Source organism: Anaeromyxobacter sp. SG17 (genome assembly GCF_022690695.1).
Classification (GTDB): Bacteria; Myxococcota; Myxococcia; order Myxococcales; family Anaeromyxobacteraceae; genus Anaeromyxobacter; species Anaeromyxobacter soli.
Map to the genome: position 1 here is coordinate 38,818 of NZ_JALCYX010000014.1, position 20,388 is coordinate 59,205.

The 20,388-nt window shown below is 74.3% G+C and carries 16 protein-coding genes and 1 pseudogene; 11 read left to right on the forward strand and 6 right to left on the reverse strand.

Features of this window, described 5'->3' with window-relative positions; translation table 11 throughout:
* Position 1: 1 nt before the first annotated feature.
* The gene (locus MNY60_RS08030) at positions 2-1,873 is read right to left on the reverse strand and encodes an ATP-binding protein (protein ID WP_242355791.1); all 1,872 of its coding nucleotides are present in this window, start codon (positions 1,871-1,873) and stop codon (positions 2-4) included.
* A 318-nt stretch (positions 1,874-2,191) separates the two neighbouring features.
* Here MNY60_RS08030 and MNY60_RS08035 point away from each other — a divergent pair, with 318 nt between their 5' ends.
* Positions 2,192-2,827: a DUF47 domain-containing protein gene (locus tag MNY60_RS08035; protein ID WP_242355789.1), complete on the forward strand. Its 636-nt coding sequence runs from the start codon at positions 2,192-2,194 to the stop codon at positions 2,825-2,827.
* A 30-nt stretch (positions 2,828-2,857) separates the two neighbouring features.
* A complete protein-coding gene (locus MNY60_RS08040; protein ID WP_242360342.1) occupies positions 2,858-3,919 on the forward strand; it encodes an inorganic phosphate transporter in 1,062 nt (353 codons plus the stop codon).
* Between the two features lie 69 nt (positions 3,920-3,988).
* Here the strand turns inward: MNY60_RS08040 and MNY60_RS08045 are convergent, their stop codons facing one another.
* Positions 3,989-5,002 (reverse strand): radical SAM protein, encoded by a 1,014-nt coding sequence (locus MNY60_RS08045; protein WP_242360343.1) that lies wholly within the window; start codon positions 5,000-5,002, stop codon positions 3,989-3,991.
* Positions 5,003-5,082: 80 nt separating this feature from the next.
* Positions 5,083-5,707, reverse strand: a pseudogene (locus tag MNY60_RS08050) (DNA-3-methyladenine glycosylase); the annotation flags it as partial.
* 210 nt (positions 5,708-5,917) lie between these two features.
* Between MNY60_RS08050 and MNY60_RS08055 the strand changes: the two are divergent.
* The 6 genes from MNY60_RS08055 to MNY60_RS08080 all read left to right on the forward strand — a co-directional run bounded on the left by MNY60_RS08055 (position 5,918) and on the right by MNY60_RS08080 (position 12,205).
* Complete coding sequence (locus MNY60_RS08055) at positions 5,918-6,670, forward strand: hypothetical protein (protein ID WP_242360345.1); 753 nt, start codon at positions 5,918-5,920, stop codon at positions 6,668-6,670.
* Complete coding sequence (locus MNY60_RS08060; RefSeq protein ID WP_242360346.1) at positions 6,651-7,382, forward strand: hypothetical protein; 732 nt, start codon at positions 6,651-6,653, stop codon at positions 7,380-7,382. Before MNY60_RS08055 ends, MNY60_RS08060 begins: the two co-directional genes overlap by 20 nt.
* Before the next feature lie 11 nt (positions 7,383-7,393).
* The gene (gene pyk / locus MNY60_RS08065; protein ID WP_242355778.1) at positions 7,394-8,857 is read left to right on the forward strand and encodes a pyruvate kinase; all 1,464 of its coding nucleotides are present in this window, start codon (positions 7,394-7,396) and stop codon (positions 8,855-8,857) included.
* A 23-nt stretch (positions 8,858-8,880) separates the two neighbouring features.
* The gene (locus tag MNY60_RS08070; RefSeq protein ID WP_242360347.1) at positions 8,881-10,104 is read left to right on the forward strand and encodes a Xaa-Pro peptidase family protein; all 1,224 of its coding nucleotides are present in this window, start codon (positions 8,881-8,883) and stop codon (positions 10,102-10,104) included.
* Entirely contained in the window at positions 10,101-11,567 is a 1,467-nt protein-coding gene (locus tag MNY60_RS08075) for an MBL fold metallo-hydrolase (protein ID WP_242360348.1), read from the forward strand. The genes MNY60_RS08070 and MNY60_RS08075 overlap by 4 nt, the downstream gene beginning before the upstream one ends.
* A 116-nt stretch (positions 11,568-11,683) precedes the next feature.
* Positions 11,684-12,205: a hypothetical protein gene (locus tag MNY60_RS08080; protein ID WP_242355772.1), complete on the forward strand. Its 522-nt coding sequence runs from the start codon at positions 11,684-11,686 to the stop codon at positions 12,203-12,205.
* 163 nt (positions 12,206-12,368) lie between these two features.
* Here MNY60_RS08080 and MNY60_RS08085 read toward each other — a convergent pair whose 3' ends face one another.
* The 3 genes from MNY60_RS08085 to MNY60_RS08095 form a co-directional block, all read right to left on the reverse strand.
* The gene (locus tag MNY60_RS08085) at positions 12,369-12,884 is read right to left on the reverse strand and encodes a hypothetical protein (RefSeq protein WP_242360349.1); all 516 of its coding nucleotides are present in this window, start codon (positions 12,882-12,884) and stop codon (positions 12,369-12,371) included.
* A 168-nt stretch (positions 12,885-13,052) separates the two neighbouring features.
* Complete coding sequence (locus MNY60_RS08090; protein ID WP_242355768.1) at positions 13,053-13,562, reverse strand: toxin-antitoxin system YwqK family antitoxin; 510 nt, start codon at positions 13,560-13,562, stop codon at positions 13,053-13,055.
* A 1-nt stretch (position 13,563) separates the two neighbouring features.
* Positions 13,564-14,967: a sigma-54 dependent transcriptional regulator gene (locus tag MNY60_RS08095; protein ID WP_242355766.1), complete on the reverse strand. Its 1,404-nt coding sequence runs from the start codon at positions 14,965-14,967 to the stop codon at positions 13,564-13,566.
* A gap of 151 nt (positions 14,968-15,118) precedes the next feature.
* On the opposite strand from MNY60_RS08095, the gene ftsH reads away from it, so the two are divergent.
* The 3 genes from ftsH to MNY60_RS08110 all read left to right on the forward strand — a co-directional run bounded on the left by ftsH (position 15,119) and on the right by MNY60_RS08110 (position 20,321).
* Positions 15,119-16,978, forward strand: coding sequence for an ATP-dependent zinc metalloprotease FtsH (gene ftsH, locus MNY60_RS08100; protein WP_242355764.1), 1,860 nt, complete (start codon positions 15,119-15,121; stop codon positions 16,976-16,978).
* A 318-nt stretch (positions 16,979-17,296) separates the two neighbouring features.
* Positions 17,297-18,742 carry a phospholipase D-like domain-containing protein gene (locus MNY60_RS08105; RefSeq protein WP_242360350.1) on the forward strand — a complete coding sequence of 482 codons (1,446 nt, stop codon included), beginning with the start codon at positions 17,297-17,299 and terminating at the stop codon, positions 18,740-18,742.
* Between the two features lie 79 nt (positions 18,743-18,821).
* Entirely contained in the window at positions 18,822-20,321 is a 1,500-nt protein-coding gene (locus MNY60_RS08110; RefSeq protein WP_242360351.1) for a hypothetical protein, read from the forward strand.
* Positions 20,322-20,388 lie beyond the last annotated feature (67 nt).

Consider the following 20,388-nt stretch of genomic DNA (forward strand, 5'->3'; position numbering starts at 1 on the left):
TTCAGGCGAGGTGCGCCGCCGTGGCGGCCGGGAGGAGGACGGTGACAGCGGCGCCGGCCCCCTCCTCGCTCTCGACGAGGATCTTTCCTCGGTGCGCCTCGACGATGCTGTGCGACACCGATAACCCGAGACCCACGCGGCCCGCCTGGTCCTTCGTGGTGAAGAAGGGATCGAAGATCCGCTCGCGGAGGCCGGCCGGGATGCCCTTTCCCGTGTCCGCGACGCGCAGCCGGATGGCCTCACCGTCGATCGAGCCGAGCGACACCTCGAGCGTGCCGCCGCGGGGCATGGCGTTTATCGCGTTCTCGACGAGGTGCGCGACCACCTGCTGGAGCTGGACCACGTCGCCCTGCGCGTCGGGGAGCGGCTCGTCGAAGCGGGCGCGGACCGCGATGCCGGCCGCCCGCAGGCGATCCTCGTAGAGGTCGAGCGCGGCGCGCACCGGCCGCACGAGCGAGAACCGCTGGCCCTGGGCGGACCGCTCCTGGTCCGCGAAGCTGCGCAGGTCCTCGATGACGCGGGCGACGCGCGCCGCCTGCTCCTGCGCGTTCGCGATGAGCTCGCCCTGGGGGGAGCCGGGACCGAGCTGCTTCCTCACGATGGCGAGGTACCCGGTGATCGCGGTCATCGGGTTGTTGAGCTCGTGGGCGATGCCGGCGCCGAGGGAGCCCAGCGCGGCGAGGCGGCGCGTGCGGAGGATCTGATCCTGCGCGGCCTTGAGCTCGGCCGTGCGCTCCTCGACCCGCGCCTGCAGCTCGCGGTTCCAGCCGCGGATCTCCTCGTCGCGGCGCCGGATCTCGGCGGTCATCCGTCCGAAGGCGCGCCCCAGCTCGGCGATCTCGTCTCGGCCGCGCGCCTCGACGGGCGTGCCGTAGTCGCCCGCCGCGATGGCCGCGGCGGCGGACGAGAGCCGCTGCACCGGCCGCGTGACCCGCCGCGCGAGGAGCGTCCCCACCGCGAGCGCGAGCAGGATGGCGAGGCCGGCGATCGTGACGGTGTAGGCGCCGAGGTTCTGCGCCGCGGCGAAGGCGACGGTCGCCGGCTGCGCCACGACCGCGCCCCAGCCGTACGTCCCCACCGGCGCGAAGGCGGCGAGCCATCGCCGGCCGTCCGCGCGCTGGACGAGCCGCGAGAGGGCGCCGGTCCGCGCGGATCCGAGCTCGGGCAGCGCCTTCTCCTCCCGTGCGATGCGTCCGTCCGGCTCCCCGTGCGCCAAAAGCTCCCCGCGCCCGTCCACGAGGTAGGCGACGCCCGCGCCCTTGCGCGTGAGCGCGGACACCCGGGTCGCGACGTCGGTGAGGACGATCTCGGCGGCGAGGGTGCGCGTCGGCTCGAGGCGCAGCGCGACCGCGAGGCGCGGGACGCCGTCCGCGCCACGGTAGGGCTGGGACAGCTCGAGCCTCCCGACCTCGGCGGGCGGCGCGGGCAGGCGCCGCGCGAAGGAGTCGAGCGCGTCGTCCGTGACCTGGACGCGGCCCGCGAGGGGCGCATCCTCGGGACGGGCGTCGGCGGGCGAGCGCGGGACCGGTACGAAGATGGGCCCGGCCACGGGGGACTTGTCGTCGTCGACGATGGCGAGGATCGAGAGGAACGGGAGCTGCCGGTACTGGAGCCCGAGGATGTTGCGGAGCTCGGAGCGCGAGTAGACGTCGAGCGGCAGCACCGCGCTCGTGGAGAGCCGCAGGTTCTCGAGCGCCCCCGAGACGAACCGCTCGGTGAAGAGGGCCAGATCCTCCGCCGACTGCTCCTGCATGCGCCCGACGGTCCGCTGCAGCTCGGCCCGGCTCACCGTGTACGAGGCGATGCCGAGCAGGGCGACCGGAAGGACGCCAACGGCGAGGAGCAGGAGGCCGATCTTGGCGGCGAATCGCATGTGCGGTGACAGGCCCTCGGGTGAGCGCGTGCGCGCCCGGGTCGGGAACGCGAGGCGGAGCGATCCTGTTCCGGCGTCCCGCCCTCCCGGGACGTCCAATATGAAAGGTCACCGCACGAGCGAGCAAGCCTCTGGGTGGTGGGATGGCCTACATGCGGCCACTCATCCCCGGAAAAACACTCGGTTTCCCGCTTCAGAACCACCCCGTTAGGGGGATGATGTTTTGAGCGCCAAGGGCCGGGCGCGGCACGGCTCCGTTGGACTGCCGTGCGAGGTCGAGTATGGTTCGCGCGCCTTGCCGCACCCCGGAGCCCTTCCATGACACTGCTCGAGAAGCTGATGCCGAAGTCGGACGACTTCTTCTCCGACTTCGAGGCCCAGGCGGCCACCGTGGTGGAGGGAGCGAAGCTCCTGAAGGCGCTCCTCGACGACTTCACGGACGTGCCGGCGAAGGTCCAGGCCATCAAGGACGTCGAGCACCGCGCGGACGACATCACCCACCGCGCCTTCGCCCGGCTGCACACCCAGTTCATCACGCCCTTCGATCGCACCGAGATCCACCGCCTGCTGTCGCGCATCGACGACGTGCTCGACCTCGCCGACGCCGCGGCGGAACGGCTCGGGCTCTACGATCTCGACCAGGTGCTCCCCGACGCGCGCGACCTCGCCGCGGTGCTCGTCGCCCAGTCGGAGAAGATGCGCGAGGCGGTGGCCGGACTGCGGGACATGAAGAAGAACCCCGGCAGGATCCTGGAGGCGTGCAAGGAGATGAACGTCCTCGAGAACCAGGCCGACACGCTCACGCGCCGCACCATGGCGAAGCTCTTCAAGCGCGGCAACGACCCGCTCACGGTCATGAAGTGGAAGGAGATCATCGATCTCATCGAGACCGCCACGGACCGCGCCGAGGACGTCGCGAACGTGCTCGAGGGCGTCGTCCTCGAGCACGCCTAGCGCAGAACGCCGCACGATCAGCCCCCCTCCATGCTCCTCCCCATCGTCGTCGGGCTCATCCTCGTCGCCCTCGCGTTCGACTTCCTCAACGGCTTCCACGACGCCGCGAACTCGATCGCGACCGTCGTCTCGACGCGCGTGCTCTCGCCGCTGTGGGCCGTGGCGTGGGCCGCGTTCTTCAACTTCATCTCCGCGGCGCCCGTGCTGTGGGGCGTCGAGCTCAAGGTCGCCGCGACCATGGGCAAGGGCATCGTGCAGTTCGACCAGCTCCGCACCCACGGGACGCCCCTCGTCCTCACCGTGATCTTTGCCGCGCTGATGGGCGCGATCGTCTGGAACCTCCTCACCTGGTGGTGGGGGCTGCCGTCCTCGTCCTCGCACGCGCTCGCTGGCGGCATGATCGGCGCCGCCCTCCCGCCGCTCGGCGTCGGGGGCCTCATCGGCTCGGGCATCGCCAAGATCGCGGCGTTCATCGTGCTGTCGCCGCTCATCGGCATGGTGCTCGGCTCGCTGATGATGGTCCTCACCGCCTGGGTGGTGCGGAAGAGCACGCCCGCGCGCGTCGACCACTGGTTCCGCCGGCTGCAGCTCGTGTCGGCCGGCATCTTCAGCTACAGCCACGGCACGAACGACGCGCAGAAGGTCATGGGGATCATCTCGGTCGTGCTGTACGGCACGATCTGGGCGGACCGCGTCTCGGCCGCGGACGTGGCGCACAAGTTCCCGGTGCCGTTCTGGGTCGTGCTCGCCTGCCACGCCGCCATCGCGCTCGGCACGATGTTCGGCGGCTGGCGCATCGTGCGGACGATGGGCCACAACCTGACGAAGCTCCAGCCCATCGGCGGCTTCTGCGCCGAGACGGGCGGCGGCGTCACCATCCTCGCCCTCGCCCACTACGGCATCCCGGTCTCGACGACGCACACCATCACCGGCGCGATCGTCGGGGTGGGCTCGACGAAGGGCACGCGGGCGGTGCGCTGGGGCGTGGCCGGGCGGATCGTCTGGGCCTGGATCCTGACCATCCCCGCCTCGGCGGTGGTGGCCGCGATCGTCTTCTTCCTGACGCACGCGATCGTCAGGGCGCTCTCGTAGACGACGTCTCCGCGCGGCACCGGCAGCCGGTGCCCGCCGCGGCGGCGATCCCGCTCGGCGGATTTCGCCTCAGCTGCGCGATCGCGAGGCGAGCATGCCGCACGCGGCGTGCTCGTCCTGCCCGCCCGAGTAGCGCCGCACGATGGGCTGCCCCGGCAGCGCGCGCCCGAGCGCGTCGCGGAACGCGTTCCACTCCGCCTCGTCGGGCGGGCGGTAGCGTCCGCTCGCGTCGTTCACGGCGATGGGGTTCAGCCGCACCGGGATGCCGGCGAGGAGCTGGCCGAGCGCGGCGGCGTCCTCCTCGCCCGTGTTCACCCCGGAGATCATGACGTACTCGAGCGTCACGCGGCCGCGCCTCGCGGCGTGCTCGCGGATCGCCTCCACGAGCTCGTCGAGCGGGAACCCGAGCTCGATGGGCATGAGCGCGCGCCGCTTCCAGGGGATCGCGGCGTTGAGCGAGACGCACAGCCGGAACTTGTGCCCCTCCGCCGTGTAGCGGCGGATCATGGGCACCACCCCGGCCGTGGAGATCGAGATGCGCCGCGCGTCGATGCGCCCGCCGGCCGGGTCGCACAGCGTGTAGGCCGCGTCGAGCACCGCGTCGTAGTTGAGGAACGGCTCTCCCTGGCCCATGAAGACGACGCCGGTGACGGGGCGGACGGCGTCCGCGCGGACGTGGAGGAGCTGCGCCACGATCTCCCAGGCGCGCAGGGAGCGCACGAGCCCGAGCGCGCCGGTCGCGCAGAAGGCGCAGGCGAGGGCGCAGCCCGCCTGGGAGGAGAGGCAGACCGTGTGGTGCGTGTCGTAGAGCGGGATGCGCACCGCCTCGACGCGCGCGCCGTCCGGCAGCTCGAAGAGGTAGCGGCGGAAGCCGTCCCTGGCGTCGACGGTCGTGACGCGGCGCAGCTCGCCGGGCGTGGTGAGCGCCTCGACCCGATCGAGCACCGCGCGCCGGACGTTGCGCGCCGAGCGGAGCGGCGCGCCCCGGCCGATCACCGCGCCGGTGATGCGCCGGGCGTCGTCGAGGGCGATGCCGGCCCGCGTCGCGAGGGCGCGGCTGTCCTGGCCGAGGAGGTGGAGCACGCGGCGCACCATAGCCCAACTCCGGCCGGCGGGAGCCCTCGCCCGGGCGAGAGGTCTCCCCCTCGGCGGCTCGTGGCTTCCGGCCGGCGGACCGATCCCGGACGCGGGGCGAGGACACGCTCAGGGCCGCCCGCGGCGGACGCTCCGCCACGCGCCCGGCGCGCGGCTCACGAAGGCGTTCCCCTCGAGGGCGAAGCGCCACGGCCGCTCCGCCCACGGGCCGGCGTAATCCACGTTCACGCGGCGCGCGGCGATGATCGGCTCCCGGGGCGACGGCGCGTCGAGCACGAACAGGTCGTCTCCGGTGAGCTCGCGGCCGTTGTCGTGCTCGCGCCGGATGCCGAGGGCGCGGCAGAGGTTGCCCGGGCCGCGCGTCGAGTGGAGGCAGCCCTCGACCGGCTCGCCCGCGCGGAGCAGCACCGCGGAGGGGAACCCCTCTCCGCCGGTGACCACGTTCATGCAGTGGCTCGTGCCGTAGATGAGGTAGACGTAGGCGACGCCGGGCGGCCCGAACATGACAGCGGCGCGGCGCGTCGGGCCGAAGCGGGCGTGGGATGCCAGGTCGTCCGGGCCGTGATACGCCTCGGTCTCCACGATGCGCGCGGCGCGACGCACTCCGCCGTCACAGTGGACGAGCACCTTCCCGAGCAGGTCGCGCGCCACCTCGCGCGTGTCGCGGGCGTAGAACTCCCGGTCGAGCTTCATCAGGTGCGCCGACGGTACCAGCCCGGGACCGGCGGGCGTCAAGCGCCCCCCGCGGATGACCCGGCGACGTTCGGGTAGAGCCCGTCGCGAGGCGCACGATGGCCTCGCCGAGGGCAGAGGCGTGCGCCGCAGCAGGGATCACCCCAAGCGGACAGCGCCGCTACTTTCCCGGGACGGCTCCGGTGGTGCGCGCTAGGCTCCCTCCTCGCCGTGCGGCCCCTCGCGATCATCCTCGTCGTCGCGGCTCTGGGAGCCGCCGGGAGCGCCCGCGCCGAGCGCGATGGCCCGAGCGCCGCCCGGGCCGGGCCGGCGCCGGCCGCGGGCCTCTCGCAGGAGGAGCCGCAGCCGCAGCAGCCGCCGTCCGAGCCGCCGCCGGCGAGCGGCGAGACCTACGTCACCGGCGACGACCGGGACTTCGAGCCGGAGGTGCCCGCGCGCTCGCTCGCGCTCGGCCCCGTCCCCCGCGGCGGGATGATCGCGTCCCTCGATCTCGGCTGGCTCCGCAGCGGTCTCCGCGCGGACATCGGGCTCGCGAGCTGGCTGAACCTCGTGCTGCGCGCCGACTCGCTCCTGCTGTACGAGCGGTTCGGCGGCCAGAACGGAATCTACGCCGGCCTGCGCACGTCCTTCACGCCGCAGGGGACGGTGCGCGGGAGCGCGGAGCTCACCGTTGGTCAGATATTCGTCCCGGCCGACGTCGCCACGGCCAACCTGACCGCGATCCGCGGCTCCGTCGCCGCGGGGCTGGTGCTCGACTGGGCCACCTTCTACGGGCGCGCGGACGTCCGCTGGCTGTCCGGCACGCAGCGGGCCGGGCCGGGCTGGGTCCACGACGCGGAGCTCGGCGTGGGCGTGGAGCGCGCGATCGGGAGGTTCATCCTTGGCGCCGAGGGCTTCGTGTGGGCCAGGCCGGGCCTCTCGAAGCTCGGCCAGTGGAGGCTCCGTGCCGGGTTCGCGATCTAGCGCCGCCGCGCTGTCCCTCGGCCTGGCCCTCGCGGCCTGCCAGACGCGCGACGTCGAGACGAGGCCGTTCCACGTGGAGGTCGCGCGCTCGGACGCGGGGAGCTTCCTCCTCGACGCGCGGGCCGCCTTCCGCTTCACCGGGACCGGCGCGCTGCTCGAGCCGACGGTGCTGCGCGTGGCGGGCGTCGTGCCGGAGGGGGGCGGTGAACCCTTCGACGTGACGCTGAGCTTCCGCGCCGACGCGACGGGCGGGCTCGCGTACCCGGCGCAGTTCGACGGCGCGCAGCTCACGGTGACGCTCCTCTCCGATCCCGCCGGCAAGGGCCCCGTGGGCGAGCCGCTCAACTACCCCGGCTTCCGCATCGAGACGACCGGGGTCCTCGCGGCGGACGTGCGCCAGTTCGCGGTCGTGGAGTCCGCCTACGAGGGCGAGAGCGGCACGGACGCGATCCTCGTCGGGCCGCTCGAGATCCGGGTCCGCGACGACTGGACCGAGTTCGAGCCCGCGGAGTGCGGCCCCGTCTACTACGACTTCCTCGAGGTGACCGGCGACGACGAGGTCATCAGCCTGAGCCGTGGGGAAAGAGGCGACCTGTCGATCGCCGCGCCGGACCCGGAGCGGTGGACCGTCCTGCACGCCCTCTCCTGGCACCGGCGCGGAACTTGCGGGAACCAGGCAGAAGCCTGGACGCAGTTCGCCGCCTGGCGCTAAACGATGTCCCCATGCGCCGCGCCAAGATCGTCGCCACCCTAGGTCCCGCCTCGTCCGATCCCGACGTCCTCCAGCGCCTGCTCGGCGCGGGGGTGGACGTCGCGCGGCTCAACTTCTCGCACGGGCACCACGAGGATCACGCCCAGATGCTCGATCGCATCCGCACGGCCTCGCGGCACCTCGGCCGCGCGGTCGCGGTGCTGCAGGATCTCCAGGGCCCGAAGATCCGCACCGGCCCGCTCGCCGTCGGGCGAGAGGGCGTCCGGCTGGAGCCCGGGGCGGAGATCGAGATCACCACCGAGGCCGAGGTGAAGGGCGACGCGCACCGCGTCTCCACCACGTACTCGCACCTCGCCGAGGACGTCCGGCCGGGCGACCGGCTGCTCGTGGACGACGGCCTCATCGAGCTGCGGGTCCTCGGGACGGACGGCGTGCGGGCCCGCTGCGAGGTGGTGGAGGGCGGCATCCTGCGCGAGCACAAGGGCATCAACCTGCCCGGCGTGACGCTGCGTGCCGAGGCGCTCTCCGACAAGGACCGCGCCGACATCGCCTTCGGGCTCGCCCACGGCGTGGACGCGGTGGCGCTCTCGTTCGTGCGCTCCGCGGACGACGTGCGCGCCTGCCGCGACGAGATGGAGCGCGCCGGCCGCATCGTGCCGGTCATCGCGAAGATCGAGAAGCCGGAGGCGCTCGGGGCGATCGACGCGATCATCGAGGCCGCCGACGGCGTCATGGTCGCCCGCGGCGACCTCGGCGTGGAGATCCTCCCCGAGCGCGTGCCGCTCCTCCAGAAGGACATCTGCCGCCGCGCCAACATCGCGGGGAAGCCGGTCATCATCGCCACGCAGATGCTCGAGTCCATGATCGAGCACCCCCGGCCGACGCGCGCCGAGGCCTCCGACGTGGCGAACGCGGTGTGGGACGGCGCGGACGCGGTGATGCTCTCGGCCGAGTCCGCGAGCGGCCGCTTCCCCGTGAACGCCGTGCAGATGATGGACCGCATCGTGCGCGAGGCGGAGACGAGCCCCTCGACGACCGGGGTCTTCGACGTCCCGCGCGGCCCCGCGCCCTTCAACCTCGTCACCTCCGCCGCCGCCTGCGAGGCGGCCGAGGCCGCCGGCGCCGTTGCGATCTGCTGCTTCACCCTCTCCGGCACCACCGCGCGGCTCCTCTCGCACTTCCGGCCGCGCGTGCCGATCATCGCCTTCTCGCCCGACCAGTCGATCCGGCGCAGGCTCGCGCTCTACTGGGGCGTCGTGCCGCGCATCATGGAGCCGGTGAAGAGCGCGGACCTCATGGCCGAGCTCGTCTCCGACCGGCTGCTCGAGGAGGGCGTCGTGAGCCCCGGCGACCGCGTCGTCCTCGTCCACGGCTCACCGCTCGGCATCACCGGCGCCACGAACTCCATCCGCCTGCACGAGATCACGCACCCCTCGGACCGCGGCCCGGCCCAGCGCTACCGCGTGCCCATCTAGCACCCAGGGAGATCCTCGACGACATGGCCTCTCCGACCCCCGCCGCGCCCATCCCCGCCGCCGGCCTCCCCGCCCTGCAGCGCGCGCTCGCCGAGGCGAAGCTCGACGCCTGGCTGCTCTACGACTTCCACGGCCAGAACCCGACCGCGGTGAGCGCGGTGGGGCTCGAGGGCCACATGCTCACCCGGCGCTGGTTCTACCTCGTGCCCGCGGCGAGCGAGGCCGTGGCGCTCGTGCACGCCATCGAGCTCGGCTCCTTCCCACCCGAGATCCCCGGGCGGCGCGAGAAGTACGCCTCCTGGGCCTCACTGCTCGACGCGCTCGGGCGGCTCCTCGGGGCCCTTCGGCCCGGCGCGCGCGTGGCGATGGAGTACTTCCCGAAGGGGGCCATTCCGTACCTCTCGCGCGTCGACGCGGGGACGCTGGAGCTCGTGCGCACGTTCGGCGTGGAGGTCGTCTCCTCGGCGGAGCTCGTCCAGCGCTTCCTGTGCCGCTGGGACGCGGCGCAGGTGGAGAGCCACCGCCGCGCGCTCGCCGCGATCGACGCCGCGAAGGACGCCGCCTTCGCGCGCATCGGCGAGGCGCACCGCGCCGGCGAGACGCTGCTCGAGACGGACGTGCAGGCGTTCCTCATGGAGCGCTTCGCCGCCGCCGGGCTCGAGACGGACCACCCGCCCATCGTGGCGGTGAACGCCCACGCGGGCGATCCGCACTACGAGCCCTCGGAGCGGACGCCGACGCCCATCCGCCCGGGCGACCTCGTGCTCATCGACCTGTGGGCCCGCGGCACGGGCCCCCGCGACGTGTACGCGGACATCACCTGGGTCGGCTACTGCGGCGAGCGGCCCCCGGAGCGGCTGGAGCGGATCTTCCGCGTCACCGCCGACGCCCGCGACGCGGGGCTCGCGGCGCTCGAGCGCGCCCACCGCGAGGGCAAGACGCTGCAGGGCTGGGAGGTCGACCGCGTCGTCCGCGATCACATCGCCGCTCAGGGCTTCGGCGAGAAGTTCGTCCACCGCACGGGACACTCCATCGGCCTGTCGGTCCACGGCGACGGCGCGAACCTCGACGACCTCGAGACCCACGACACCCGCCCGCTCGTGCCCGGGCTCGGCTTCTCGATCGAGCCCGGCATCTACCTGCCGGAGGAGGGGCTCGGCGTGCGCAGCGAGATCGACGTGTTCCTCGCCGACGACGGGCCGAAGGTGTTCTCCAAGATCCAGCGGGAGCTCGTGCGGATCCGATGACCGCCTCGCCCGCCTCCGTCGCCACCGCGGTCGTCCTGTTCCGCGACGGGCCCGCCGGCCGCGAGGTGTTCCTCGTGCGCCGCGGCGTGGAGCGGCGCTTCGCGGCGGGGTTTCACGCGTTCCCGGGCGGGCGGCTCGATCCGGAGGACACGGAGCTGGAGGTCCCCGGGCACGCGGGCGAGGCGGCCGCGCTCGTCGCCTGCGCGGCCCGCGAGCTCTTCGAGGAGACGGGGGTGCTCCTCGCGCGCCGCGCGGGCGAGGCGCCGTCTCGGGCGGAGCTCGCCGAGGGACGGCGCGCGGTGCTCGACGGGACGCTCCCGTTCCGCGCCTTCCTCGAGCGGCACCGCCTCGCCCTCGACCCCGCTCGCCTCGCCCCCGCCGGCCGCTGGATCACCCCACCGCACCTGCCGCTCCGCTACGACGCGCGCCTCTTCCTCGTCCGGCTCGCGTCGCACGACGCTCCGGAGGTGTGGGCGGGCGAGCTCGCGGCCGGTGCGCTCGTCCCGGTGGCGCGGGCGCTCCGCCGCTGGGCCGCGGGCGAGCTGCTCCTCCACCCGCCGAACCTCCACGCGCTGCGGGTGCTCGCGCGCCCGGGCGAGCCGTCCCTCGCGGCGCTCTCGGCGCCGCCGCACTGCGACGCGTTCGTCTCCCGGCGCATCGAGTTCCAGGAGGGCTTCTTCCTCGCCGCGCTGCGCACGCCCACGATCCCGCCGGCGACGCACACGAACGCCTGGCTCGTCCCGGCCGGCGACGGGCTCGCAGTCGTCGATCCCGGCGCGTCCGATCCGGCGGAGCAGGCGGCGCTCCTCGCAATGCTCGACGCGCTCGCCGCGGAGGGGCGGCCGCCGCGCGCGGTGTGGCTCACGCACGTCCACCCCGACCACACCGGTGCGGTCGCCCGCGTGGCGGAGCGCTACGGCGTGCCCGTCCTCGGCCACCGGCTCGCCGCCGGGCGCGTGCCGGGAGGCGTCGAGGTGCGCCCGGTGCGCGACGGGGAGCTGCTCGGCGGCCGCTTCCGGGTCCTCGAGACGCCCGGCCACGCGCGCGAGCACCTCGCCTTCCTCGACGAGGACACCGGCGCGCTCGTGTGCGGCGACATGGTCTCGACCCTGTCGACCATCGTCATCGACCCGCCGGAGGGCGACATGGCCGAGTACGAGCGGCAGCTCGAGCGGCTCCGCGCGCTCGGGCCCCGCACGCTCTACCCGGCGCACGGGCCGCCCGCGCCCGCGGCGCCGGAGCGGCTCGGCGCCTACCTCGCGCATCGCCACGCGCGCGAGGCGCTCATCGCCGCTGCGCTCGACGAGGCCCCTCGCTCGCTCTCCGCGGTCACGGCGCTCGCCTACGCGGACACCCCGCCCGCGGCGCTCCCCCTCGCCGAGCGCAGCTGCCTCGCCGCGCTCCAGAAGCTCGCGTCCGAGGGGAGGGTCACGCAGACGGGGGAGGGCTGGCGGAGAGCCTGATCGCGGATTTCCGAGCGGCACCTCGGGAATGCCACGCGCACCCACCGCCAGAATTCCCCAAACCCCCGAAATTCCGCACGGGGGAACGGGCACGTGCGTTGCAGCCGGACGGTCCCATGCTCCCCCGCGCGTCAGCCGCCCGCGTCGGTCTCCTGCTGGTGTCGGCCTTCCTGGTCGGCGGCGCCTCGACAGAGGTGGCGGTCCGGACACACGGGGCGATCGCCCGCGCCCGCGCCGAGCGCGAGATCGGCTCGGCAGGCCAGCTCGTCGCGCTGGAGCTCAGGGATCCGAGCGGCGAGGTCGTGGCCCGCCCGCGGATCATCGCCCCCGCCGGCAAGGCCGCCGAGGTGGTGCTTCACGAGCCCGGCGAGGCGGGCGCGGTGCGCGTCGCGTTCCGGGTCGAGGCGGTGCGGGACGCGACGGGCGACATCTCGCTCGCGTACGCCCTGTGGGTGCCGGGACACGACGTGAAGGCGAGCGGGACCGTGCAGCTCACGCCGGGGGTCGAGCAGCGGATCGCGCTCGCGGACGGCGCGCTCGTCGCGACCTGGCTCGCCGTGCCGGTCCCCTCGGCCGCGCTCGACGCCTACCTCGAGAGCGAGTCCGCGCCCCGGCGCGTGACGCGCAGGGATAGCTGAGCTTCCGGTAGCGAGGGCGCGGCACGGCGGCGGCTCGAGCCGTCGCCGGCGCATCCGTCGGGGAGAGGTGCCGCGGTCACGGACCCGCGGCCCCGGAGAGATCACACCCGGGCGGCGGAGGATGGCGCTGTTCGCGGGGTGATCGCCAACCGCCGACCCTCGTTCAGCGCTCGCCCTCGATCGCCTTGGCCTCGCTCTCGAGCTGCGCCGCGTCTGCGAGCACGAGGCGGAGGCGGTGCGCGAGGAGCTGCCGCTGCTCGACGAGCACGCGGAGCCGGCGGTGGCGCTCCGGATCCTGCCCGGTCGTGAGCGAGGCGCCGAACTGGGCCATGCGCAGCTCGTTGCTCGCGGTGGTGATGCGGATGTCGAGCGCGTGGATCGCCGCCGCGAGGCGGTCGGCCTCGTCGCGGGCGGCGTCGGCCCGCTCGCGCAGCTCGTCGGGAGAGGGCGGCAGCGCCGTCGGCAGCGCGCCCTCGCGCTGGAGCTCCGCCTCGATGGCGCCGGCGACCTCCTGCGCGCGCACGAGCAGCCGCTCCAGCTCGCGGCGCACGTTCTCGCCGTGGATCTGGCGGAGCTTCAGCTCCTGGATCCGGCCGGCGAGGGCGTCGAGCTCCGCGCGATGCGCCTCGAGCTCGGGAGGCGCGCAGAGGAGCAGGGCGAGGGCGAGGCCTTCGAACATCCGCGGGTCTGGAGAGCAACCCACGTGCCCGCGCGCGTCTCGCCCCGGATCAAGCACTTACACGCCGCGCGCGGGGCCGGAGTTGCGCAAAGCCGTCGGAAGCCTCGGAAATCCGTCACGCACCCGTCACGCGCCCGGGGGATGCCGGGGCGCCTCGTCCGCGCCTCGTCAGGGCGTGAGCGACGGCACCCCGTACTCGCCGCTGCCGACGAGGCTCCCGCGCTCGTCCCAGCTGCGCCAGGTGCCGCACTGGACGCCGCCGCAGCGGCGGCCCTCGGTGCGCTTCGCGCCCGACGGCCAGTAGGCGACGAAGCGCCCGTGCGGGACTCCGTCCCGCCACTCCGCCTCCTCCTCGCGCGCGCCGGAGGGGCCGAACACCGTCCAGAGCCCCGTCTTCGCGCCGTCCGCGTAGCTCCCCGCGACCGCCACACCCCCGCCGCGGTGATGCTCGACGAAGGCGCCGTCGCGCTTGCCCGCGCGGAACCGCTCCTCGACCCACAGCCCGCCGTCGTCGTAGTAGCGGCGCGCCGGCCCCTCGCGGCGCGGCTGCCCCGCCGCGTCCTTCGCCTCGCACCACTCCTCGAAGCCCTCCGGCGGCGCGAGGCCGCGGTGCTCCGCGCCGGGCGGACACTCGAGCGGCGCGGCGGCGAGCGCGAGCGCCAGGGCGAGCGCGGTCACTTCAGAGCTCCTCGGCCTTCTCGCCGGCCTTCACGATCCCGTACTTCTCGAGCTTGTAGTAGAGCGCCGAGGGCTTGATGCCGAGGAGCCGCGCGGTCTCCGCCTTCACGCCGCGCGCCTTCTCGTAGGCGGCGAGGATGAGCTGCCGCTCGAGGTCCTCGAGGATGTCGGTGAGGCTCCGATCGCCGCTCGGCACCGGGAGCGAGGGCGCGGGGGGCGCACGGCGCACGCCCTCGGGGAGATCGCGCGGCCGGACCACCTCGCCCTCCGCGAAGACGAGCGCCTGCTCGATGACGTTCTCGAGCTCGCGCACGTTGCCCGGCCAGCGGTGGCGGCGGAGCAGCTCCACCGCCTCGGGCGCGAGCCCCGTCACGGCGCGGCCCATGCGCGGCGCCAGCCGGCCCACGAAGAACCGCGCGAGCTCCTCGACGTCGCCGGGCCGGTCGCGCAGGGGCGGCAGCACGATGGGCACCACGTTGAGCCGGTAGTAGAGGTCCTCGCGGAACCGGCCGCTCTCGACCATCTGCGCGAGGTCGCGGTTCGTGGCGGAGACGACGCGGACGTCCACCTCCACCGTCTCCTCGCCGCCCACCCGCTCGAACTGGCGCTCCTGCAGGACGCGCAGGAGCTTCACCTGCACGGCGGGCGGGATCTCGCCCACCTCGTCGAGGAACAGCGTGCCGCCGTTCGCGAGCTCGAACCGGCCGAGCTTGCGGCGGATGGCGCCGGTGAAGGCGCCCTTCTCGTGGCCGAACAGCTCGGACTCGAGCAGGCCCTCGGGGATGGCGGCGCAGGAGATCGACACGAACGGCTGCTCGCGGCGCGGGCTCCCGTCGTGGATGGCCCGCGCGACGAGCTCCTTGCCGGTGCCGGACTCGCCGAGCACGAGCACCGTCGCGCCGGTGGCGGCGACCTTGCGCACCTGATCGAGCACGCGCCGCATCGGCTCGGAGCTGCCCACGAGGCCGTGGGAGCGATCGCGCCCGAGATCCTCCTCGAGCGCCTCGGCCCGGGCGCGGGCGTTGCGCGCGCCCTTGCGCTCGCGCGCGATCTCGATGGCCTTCTCCACGCGGGCGCGGAGCACCTCCGGCGAGAACGGCTTCTCGATGAAGTCGATCGCCCCTTCGCGCATCGCCTCGACCGCGACGGCGATGGTGCCGTGCGCGGAGACGACGAGCACCGTCGCGTCCGGATCCGCCTCCCGCAGCCGGCGCACCACCTGGATCCCGTCCACCGGGACCATGCGCAGGTCGGTGACCACCACCTCGGCGGGCTTCTTGCGGTAGGCGGCGATCGCCTCGGCGCCGCCGCGCACGGCGAGGACGTCGTGGCCCAGGCGCGAGAGGGCGATCGCCATGCCCTCGCGGACCGCGTCGTGATCGTCGGCGATGAGGATGCGAGCCATCGGGGGCCAGAGTGTAACCGACGCTCCCCCAGGGACGCTCGCTCGCTCGCCCTCGTTTTTCCGAAGGTCTGGCTGCGACATTTCGTGTTTGTCATCGCCCGCAGGGTGGTTACGGATCGGGAGACGCCGCATTTGGCGGCGGGAGCCCTCGATGCCCCTCGACAAGAAAACCACCAGCTTCAACCTCGGCTACGTCCTGCTCGCCGCCCTCGGGGTCATGCTCCTGCAGAACTGGTGGTCCCAGTCTCAGGCGGTCCAGACCCTGCCGTACAGCGAGTTCCAGAAGCTCGTCCGCGAGGACAAGGTCGTCCGCGTGGTGGTCTCGCAGGACGACGTGCAGGGCGAGCTGAAGGAGCCGCTCAACGGCAAGACGCGCTTCGTCACCACCCGGGTCGACCCGGAGATGGCGAAGGAGCTCGACCAGCACGGCGTCGTCTACGCGGGCCGCTTCCAGAACGAGCTCGTCCCCCTCATCTTGTCCTGGGTCCTCCCCATCGCGCTCTTCTTCGGGATCTGGGTCTTCCTCGGGCGCCGCATGGCGAAGCAGCTCGGCGGGCCCGGCGGCGGGCTCATGGCCATCGGCAAGTCGAAGGCCAAGGTGTACGTCGAGACCGACACCAAGGTGACCTTCGGGGACGTGGCCGGCGTCGACGAGGCGAAGGCGGAGCTGAAGGAGGTCGTCGAGTTCCTGAAGGACCCGAAGCGCTACGGCCGCCTGGGCGCGCGGATGCCGAGGGGCGTCCTCCTCGTCGGGCCGCCCGGCACGGGCAAGACGCTCCTCGCGAAGGCGGTCGCGGGCGAGGCCGGGGTCCCCTTCTTCTCCATCTCCGGCTCGGAGTTCGTGGAGATGTTCGTCGGCGTCGGCGCCGCGCGCGTGCGCGATCTCTTCGAGCAGGCCCGGCTGAAGGCCCCCGCCATCATCTTCATCGACGAGCTCGACGCGCTCGGCCGCGCCCGCGCCTCCATGCCCGGCATGATGGGCGGCCACGACGAGAAGGAGCAGACGCTGAACCAGCTCCTCGTCGAGCTCGACGGCTTCGACCCGTCGGTCGGCATCGTGCTCATCGCCGCCACGAACCGGCCGGAGATCCTGGACCCGGCGCTGCTCCGGGCCGGGCGCTTCGACCGGCAGGTGCTCGTCGACCGGCCCGATCGCGTCGGGCGCGCGCAGATCCTGGAGGTCCACACGCGCAAGGTGAAGCTCGCCCCCGGCACGAAGCTCGACGAGGTGGCGGCGCTCACGCCCGGCTTCACCGGCGCCGACCTCGCGAACCTCGTGAACGAGGCGGCGCTCGTCGCGACCCGGCGCAACGCCGACGAGATCACCATGGAGGACTTCAACGTCGCGATCGAGCGCATCATCGCGGGCCTGGAGAAGAAGAACCGGCTCCTCAACCCGCGCGAGCGCGAGATCGTCGCCCACCACGAGCTCGGCCACGCCTTCGTGGCGCAGGCGCTGCCCGGCACCGACCCGGTCCACAAGATCTCGATCATCCCGCGCGGCATCGGCGCGCTCGGCTACACCATCCAGCGGCCGACCGAGGACCGCTACCTCATGACGCGCGAGGAGCTCGAATCGAAGATGGCCGTGCTCCTCGGCGGCCGCGCCGCGGAGGCGGTCGTGTTCGGCCACTACTCCACCGGCGCCGCCGACGACCTCGCCAAGGTGACCGACATCGCTCGCAACATGGTCACCCGCTACGGCATGGACGGCTCGCTCGGACCGGTGACCTACGAGTCCGAGCCGGAGGGCTTCCTCGGCCAGGTGACCGGGACGCGGCGGCTCTACTCCGAGGAGACCGCGCGCGAGATCGACGTCGCGGTGCGCGAGACGGTGGACGCCGCCTTCCAGCGCGCCCGCGCGATCCTGCTCGACAACCGCCCGCTCCTCGAGGAGTCCGCGAAGGAGCTGCTGCGCCGCGAGACGCTCGCCGGTGACGACCTCGCCGCGACGCTCGGCCGCGTCCGCGCCGAGGGCACGCGCGTCGCCGCGGCGGCGCCGGTAGTCTAGCGGGGGACTGCGTCCCCCGCCCCGCCGACGGCTGACCGCCGTCGTCGGGGCCCCACCCCCGCTCGGCGGGGCCCGTGAACGGTCGCGCCCGCTTCGCGGGTTCGCGACCGTTCCCCGCCGGGAGGGATTGCATCCCTCCCCGTCGCTTCGCGACGGGGCCCCTCCCTGCGAGCTGCGCCTGCGCTCGCGCGACCCACAGTGCGCGCCTCGAGCACCGCGTCGTCGGGGACCATCCTGATCTCTGCACCCGGTTTGGGGGCGTTCACCGCGGGCGCACACGTTCGGCCCCCGACCGTCCCTCGACCGCGGCGTCGAAGGATGCTTCCATCGACGATCGTGCTCGAGGAGCTGTGGACCATCACCGCGGCGGTGTTCACGCTCGTGATCGCGCTCGTCGCGAGCGGGCACGCCGTGCTCCACAAGCGCGACGTGCGCGCCGCGCTCGGCTGGGTGGCGTTCATCTGGCTCGCGCCGGTGGTCGGCGGCGCCGCGTACCTCGTGTTCGGCGTGAACCGGATCCGCCGCCGCGCCAAGGAGCTGCGGCTGCCCGAGCGCCGCGCGCGCGCGCCGGGGGACGAGGCCGCGCCCGCGGCGCCGCTCGCGCCGGAGGCGGCGCACCTCGCCGGCCTGCACGCGCTCGGCGACGCGGTCGTGCGCCGGCCGCTCCTCGCCGGCAACTCCGTGGAGCTTTTGCCCGGCGGCGCGGTGGCCTATCCGGCGATGATCGCCGCGATCGAGTCGGCGCGGCGCTCGGTCACCTTCTGCACCTACATCTTCGACCCAGGCGTCGCGGGCGAGGCCTTCGCGGAGGCGCTCGCGCGGGCGCAGGCGCGGGGCGTCACCGTGCGCGTCCTCGTGGACGCCGTCGGGGCGCGCTACCGGTTCCCGCCCGTGCACACCCGCCTGCGCCGGCGCGGCATCCGCACCGAACTCTTTCTCCCGCGGGTCACCCCCGCCTTCCTGCCCTTCGTGAACCTGCGCAACCACCGCAAGATCCTCGTCGTGGACGGGCGCGTCGGGTTCACCGGCGGGATGAACGTCCGCGACGACTTCCTCCCGCCGCCGGGCGGCGGACCGCCGTTCATGGATCTGCAGGTGAAGGTCGAGGGGCCCGTGGTCGCGCACCTGCAGGGCGCCTTCGCCGAGGACTGGCTCTTCACGACGGGGGAGTCGCTCGAGGGCGACGCGTTCTTCCCGCCCATCCGGCGCGCGGGGGAGGTGGTGGCCCGCGGCGTGGCGGACGGCCCCGACGAGGACTTCGAGGCGATCCGCTGGGTGCTCCTCGGCGCGCTCGCGACGGCGCGGCGGAGCGTGCGGATCGTGACGCCGTACTTCCTGCCCGACCCCGGGCTCATCACCGCGCTCTCGGTGGCGGCCATGCGCGGGGTGGCGGTGGACGTCGTGCTGCCGGAACGGGGAAACCTGCCGCTCGTGCAGTGGGCGCAGACGGCGCAGCTCTGGCAGGTCCTCGACCGCGGCTGCCGGGTGTGGATGACGCCGCCTCCGTTCGATCACACGAAGCTCATGGTGGTGGACTCCGTCTGGACGCTCGTGGGCTCGGCGAACTGGGACCCGCGCAGCCTGCGGCTCAACTTCGAGCTGGCGGTGGAGTGCTACGACCCGAACCTCGCCGCCCGGACCGAGGCGCTCGCCGAGGAGCGCATCGCGCGCGCCCGCGAGGTGACGCTCGCCGACGTGGACGCCCGTACGCTGCCCGTGAAGCTGCGCGACGGCGTGGCCCGGCTCCTCTCGCCTTACCTGTGACCCGACGCCGCTCCCGCGCCGGGAGGTGCCCCGCGGAGGCGGAGCCGGCGACCGGGGAGGGCCCTTATGCTCCGGGCGCATGTCTCGAGCACGCGCCGCCGCGGCGGGCCTGGCGCTCCTCGCCGCCTGCGCCCACGCGCCCGGTCCCGGGGCGCGCTTCGTCTGCCCGGCGCGGGGCGGCCCGCCGTGGAGCGAGCTCACGACGGAGCACTTCGTCGTCTCCTCGGACGTCCGCCGGGGCGAGGCGGTCGAGCTCGCGCGCGAGCTCGAGGAGGTGCACGCGTGGGTCGTGGCGGCGCTCTTCCCCCGCGACGCGCCGAGGCTCGAAGGCCTCGTGCGCGTCGTCGCCTTCCGCACCCCGGAGGAGCTCGACGAGTTCGCGCCGCCCGGCCTGCGCGCGCTCTTCTCGCACAACGGCCTCGGCGAGCCGGTGATCGTCCTGCCCGGCGCGCTCGGCCCCGCGGCGCGGCTCCTCGTCGCACACGAGCTCACGCACGTCGTGGCGTACCACGCCTACCCGCGCCAGCCGCGCTGGTTCGGAGAGGGGCTCGCCGGGCTCGCCGAGGCGGAGCGGGACGAGACGGGGCGGCCCGTGTTCGGGCCGCTGCCGGCGCACCGCGCGCGCGGGTTCCTCACGCACCCGGTGAGCGTGCCCGAGCTCTTCACCTGGGACGGACGCCCTCACGACGGGCGCTACCACGACACCGCCACCGTCCTCGTGCACTACCTCCTCGCGCGCGAGCCGGAGCGCCTCGCGGAGCTGCGCCGCCGCCTCGCGCGCGCCGAGGAGCCGGCCCGGGCCTGGCGGGAGGTGTTCCCGGCCTGGGATCCCGCCGGCGGCCACCCCGAGGCGCTCGATCCGGCGCTCCTGCAGCACGCGCGGGCGGCGCTCGCGCCCGGGGGCGAGCGCCCCCGCATCGCCGTCCCGGTCGACCCGGTCCGCGCCGCTCCGCGCGCGCGCACCCTCTCGCCCGGCGAGGTGCACGCCACGCGCCTCGCGCTCACGCGGTTCTCCCGCGGCGACGCGCGCGCCGGCGCGGCGGAGCGGGCGGAGATGGAGGAGGCGCTCGCCGAGGATCCCGATCACGTGCTGGGACTTCAAGTAAAGGCCGCGCTCGACGGCCTCGAGCCGCTCCCCCTCGCGCGGCGCGCCGTGGCGAGCCACCCGGAGGACGTACGCGCCTGGCTCTGGCTCGCCGCGGCGGCGCGCCCCGCGGGCCTCGAGGCGGAGCGGTTCCACGCGCTCGAGCGGGCGGTGGAGGTCGCGCCCAAGAGCGCGATGGCGGCGAACAACCTCGCCTGGAACCTCCTCCTCCGCGGCGACGCGCGCGCGGCGCTGCCGCTCGCCGAGCGGGCGGCGGCGCTCTCTCCCGGCGACCCCATGATCCTCGACACGCGCGCGGGCGTGCTCGAGGCGCTCGGGCGCTGCCCCGAGGCGCTCGAGACCGCGGAGCGCGCGCTCGAGCTCGTGCCCGAGGACGCGTCCGACGTCGCGCGCGCGCCGTGGCTCGAGCGCGCGGAGCGGCTGCGCGGGCGCTGCGGCGCGGCGCCGGTGCCGGTCCAGAATCCCGCGCGCTGAGGCGCGCGTGCGCGGCCGCGCGCAGGAAGCGGGCGTCGCCATCGCGCGCCGGGCCCGCTCCCGCGGT

Bases quoted from the DNA above. Each gene is read 5' to 3' on its own strand.
- MNY60_RS08030 (WP_242355791.1), bottom strand. From the start codon at position 1,873: ATGCGATTCGCCGCCAAGATCGGCCTCCTGCTCCTCGCCGTTGGCGTC.
- MNY60_RS08035 (WP_242355789.1), top strand. From the start codon at position 2,192: ATGACACTGCTCGAGAAGCTGATGCCGAAGTCGGACGACTTCTTCTCC.
- MNY60_RS08040 (WP_242360342.1), top strand. From the start codon at position 2,858: ATGCTCCTCCCCATCGTCGTCGGGCTCATCCTCGTCGCCCTCGCGTTC.
- pyk (WP_242355778.1), top strand. From the start codon at position 7,394: ATGCGCCGCGCCAAGATCGTCGCCACCCTAGGTCCCGCCTCGTCCGAT.
- MNY60_RS08070 (WP_242360347.1), top strand. From the start codon at position 8,881: ATGGCCTCTCCGACCCCCGCCGCGCCCATCCCCGCCGCCGGCCTCCCC.
- MNY60_RS08075 (WP_242360348.1), top strand. From the start codon at position 10,101: ATGACCGCCTCGCCCGCCTCCGTCGCCACCGCGGTCGTCCTGTTCCGC.
- MNY60_RS08080 (WP_242355772.1), top strand. From the start codon at position 11,684: ATGCTCCCCCGCGCGTCAGCCGCCCGCGTCGGTCTCCTGCTGGTGTCG.
- MNY60_RS08085 (WP_242360349.1), bottom strand. From the start codon at position 12,884: ATGTTCGAAGGCCTCGCCCTCGCCCTGCTCCTCTGCGCGCCTCCCGAG.
- MNY60_RS08095 (WP_242355766.1), bottom strand. From the start codon at position 14,967: ATGGCTCGCATCCTCATCGCCGACGATCACGACGCGGTCCGCGAGGGC.
- ftsH (WP_242355764.1), top strand. From the start codon at position 15,119: ATGCCCCTCGACAAGAAAACCACCAGCTTCAACCTCGGCTACGTCCTG.
- MNY60_RS08105 (WP_242360350.1), top strand. From the start codon at position 17,297: ATGCTTCCATCGACGATCGTGCTCGAGGAGCTGTGGACCATCACCGCG.
- MNY60_RS08110 (WP_242360351.1), top strand. From the start codon at position 18,822: ATGTCTCGAGCACGCGCCGCCGCGGCGGGCCTGGCGCTCCTCGCCGCC.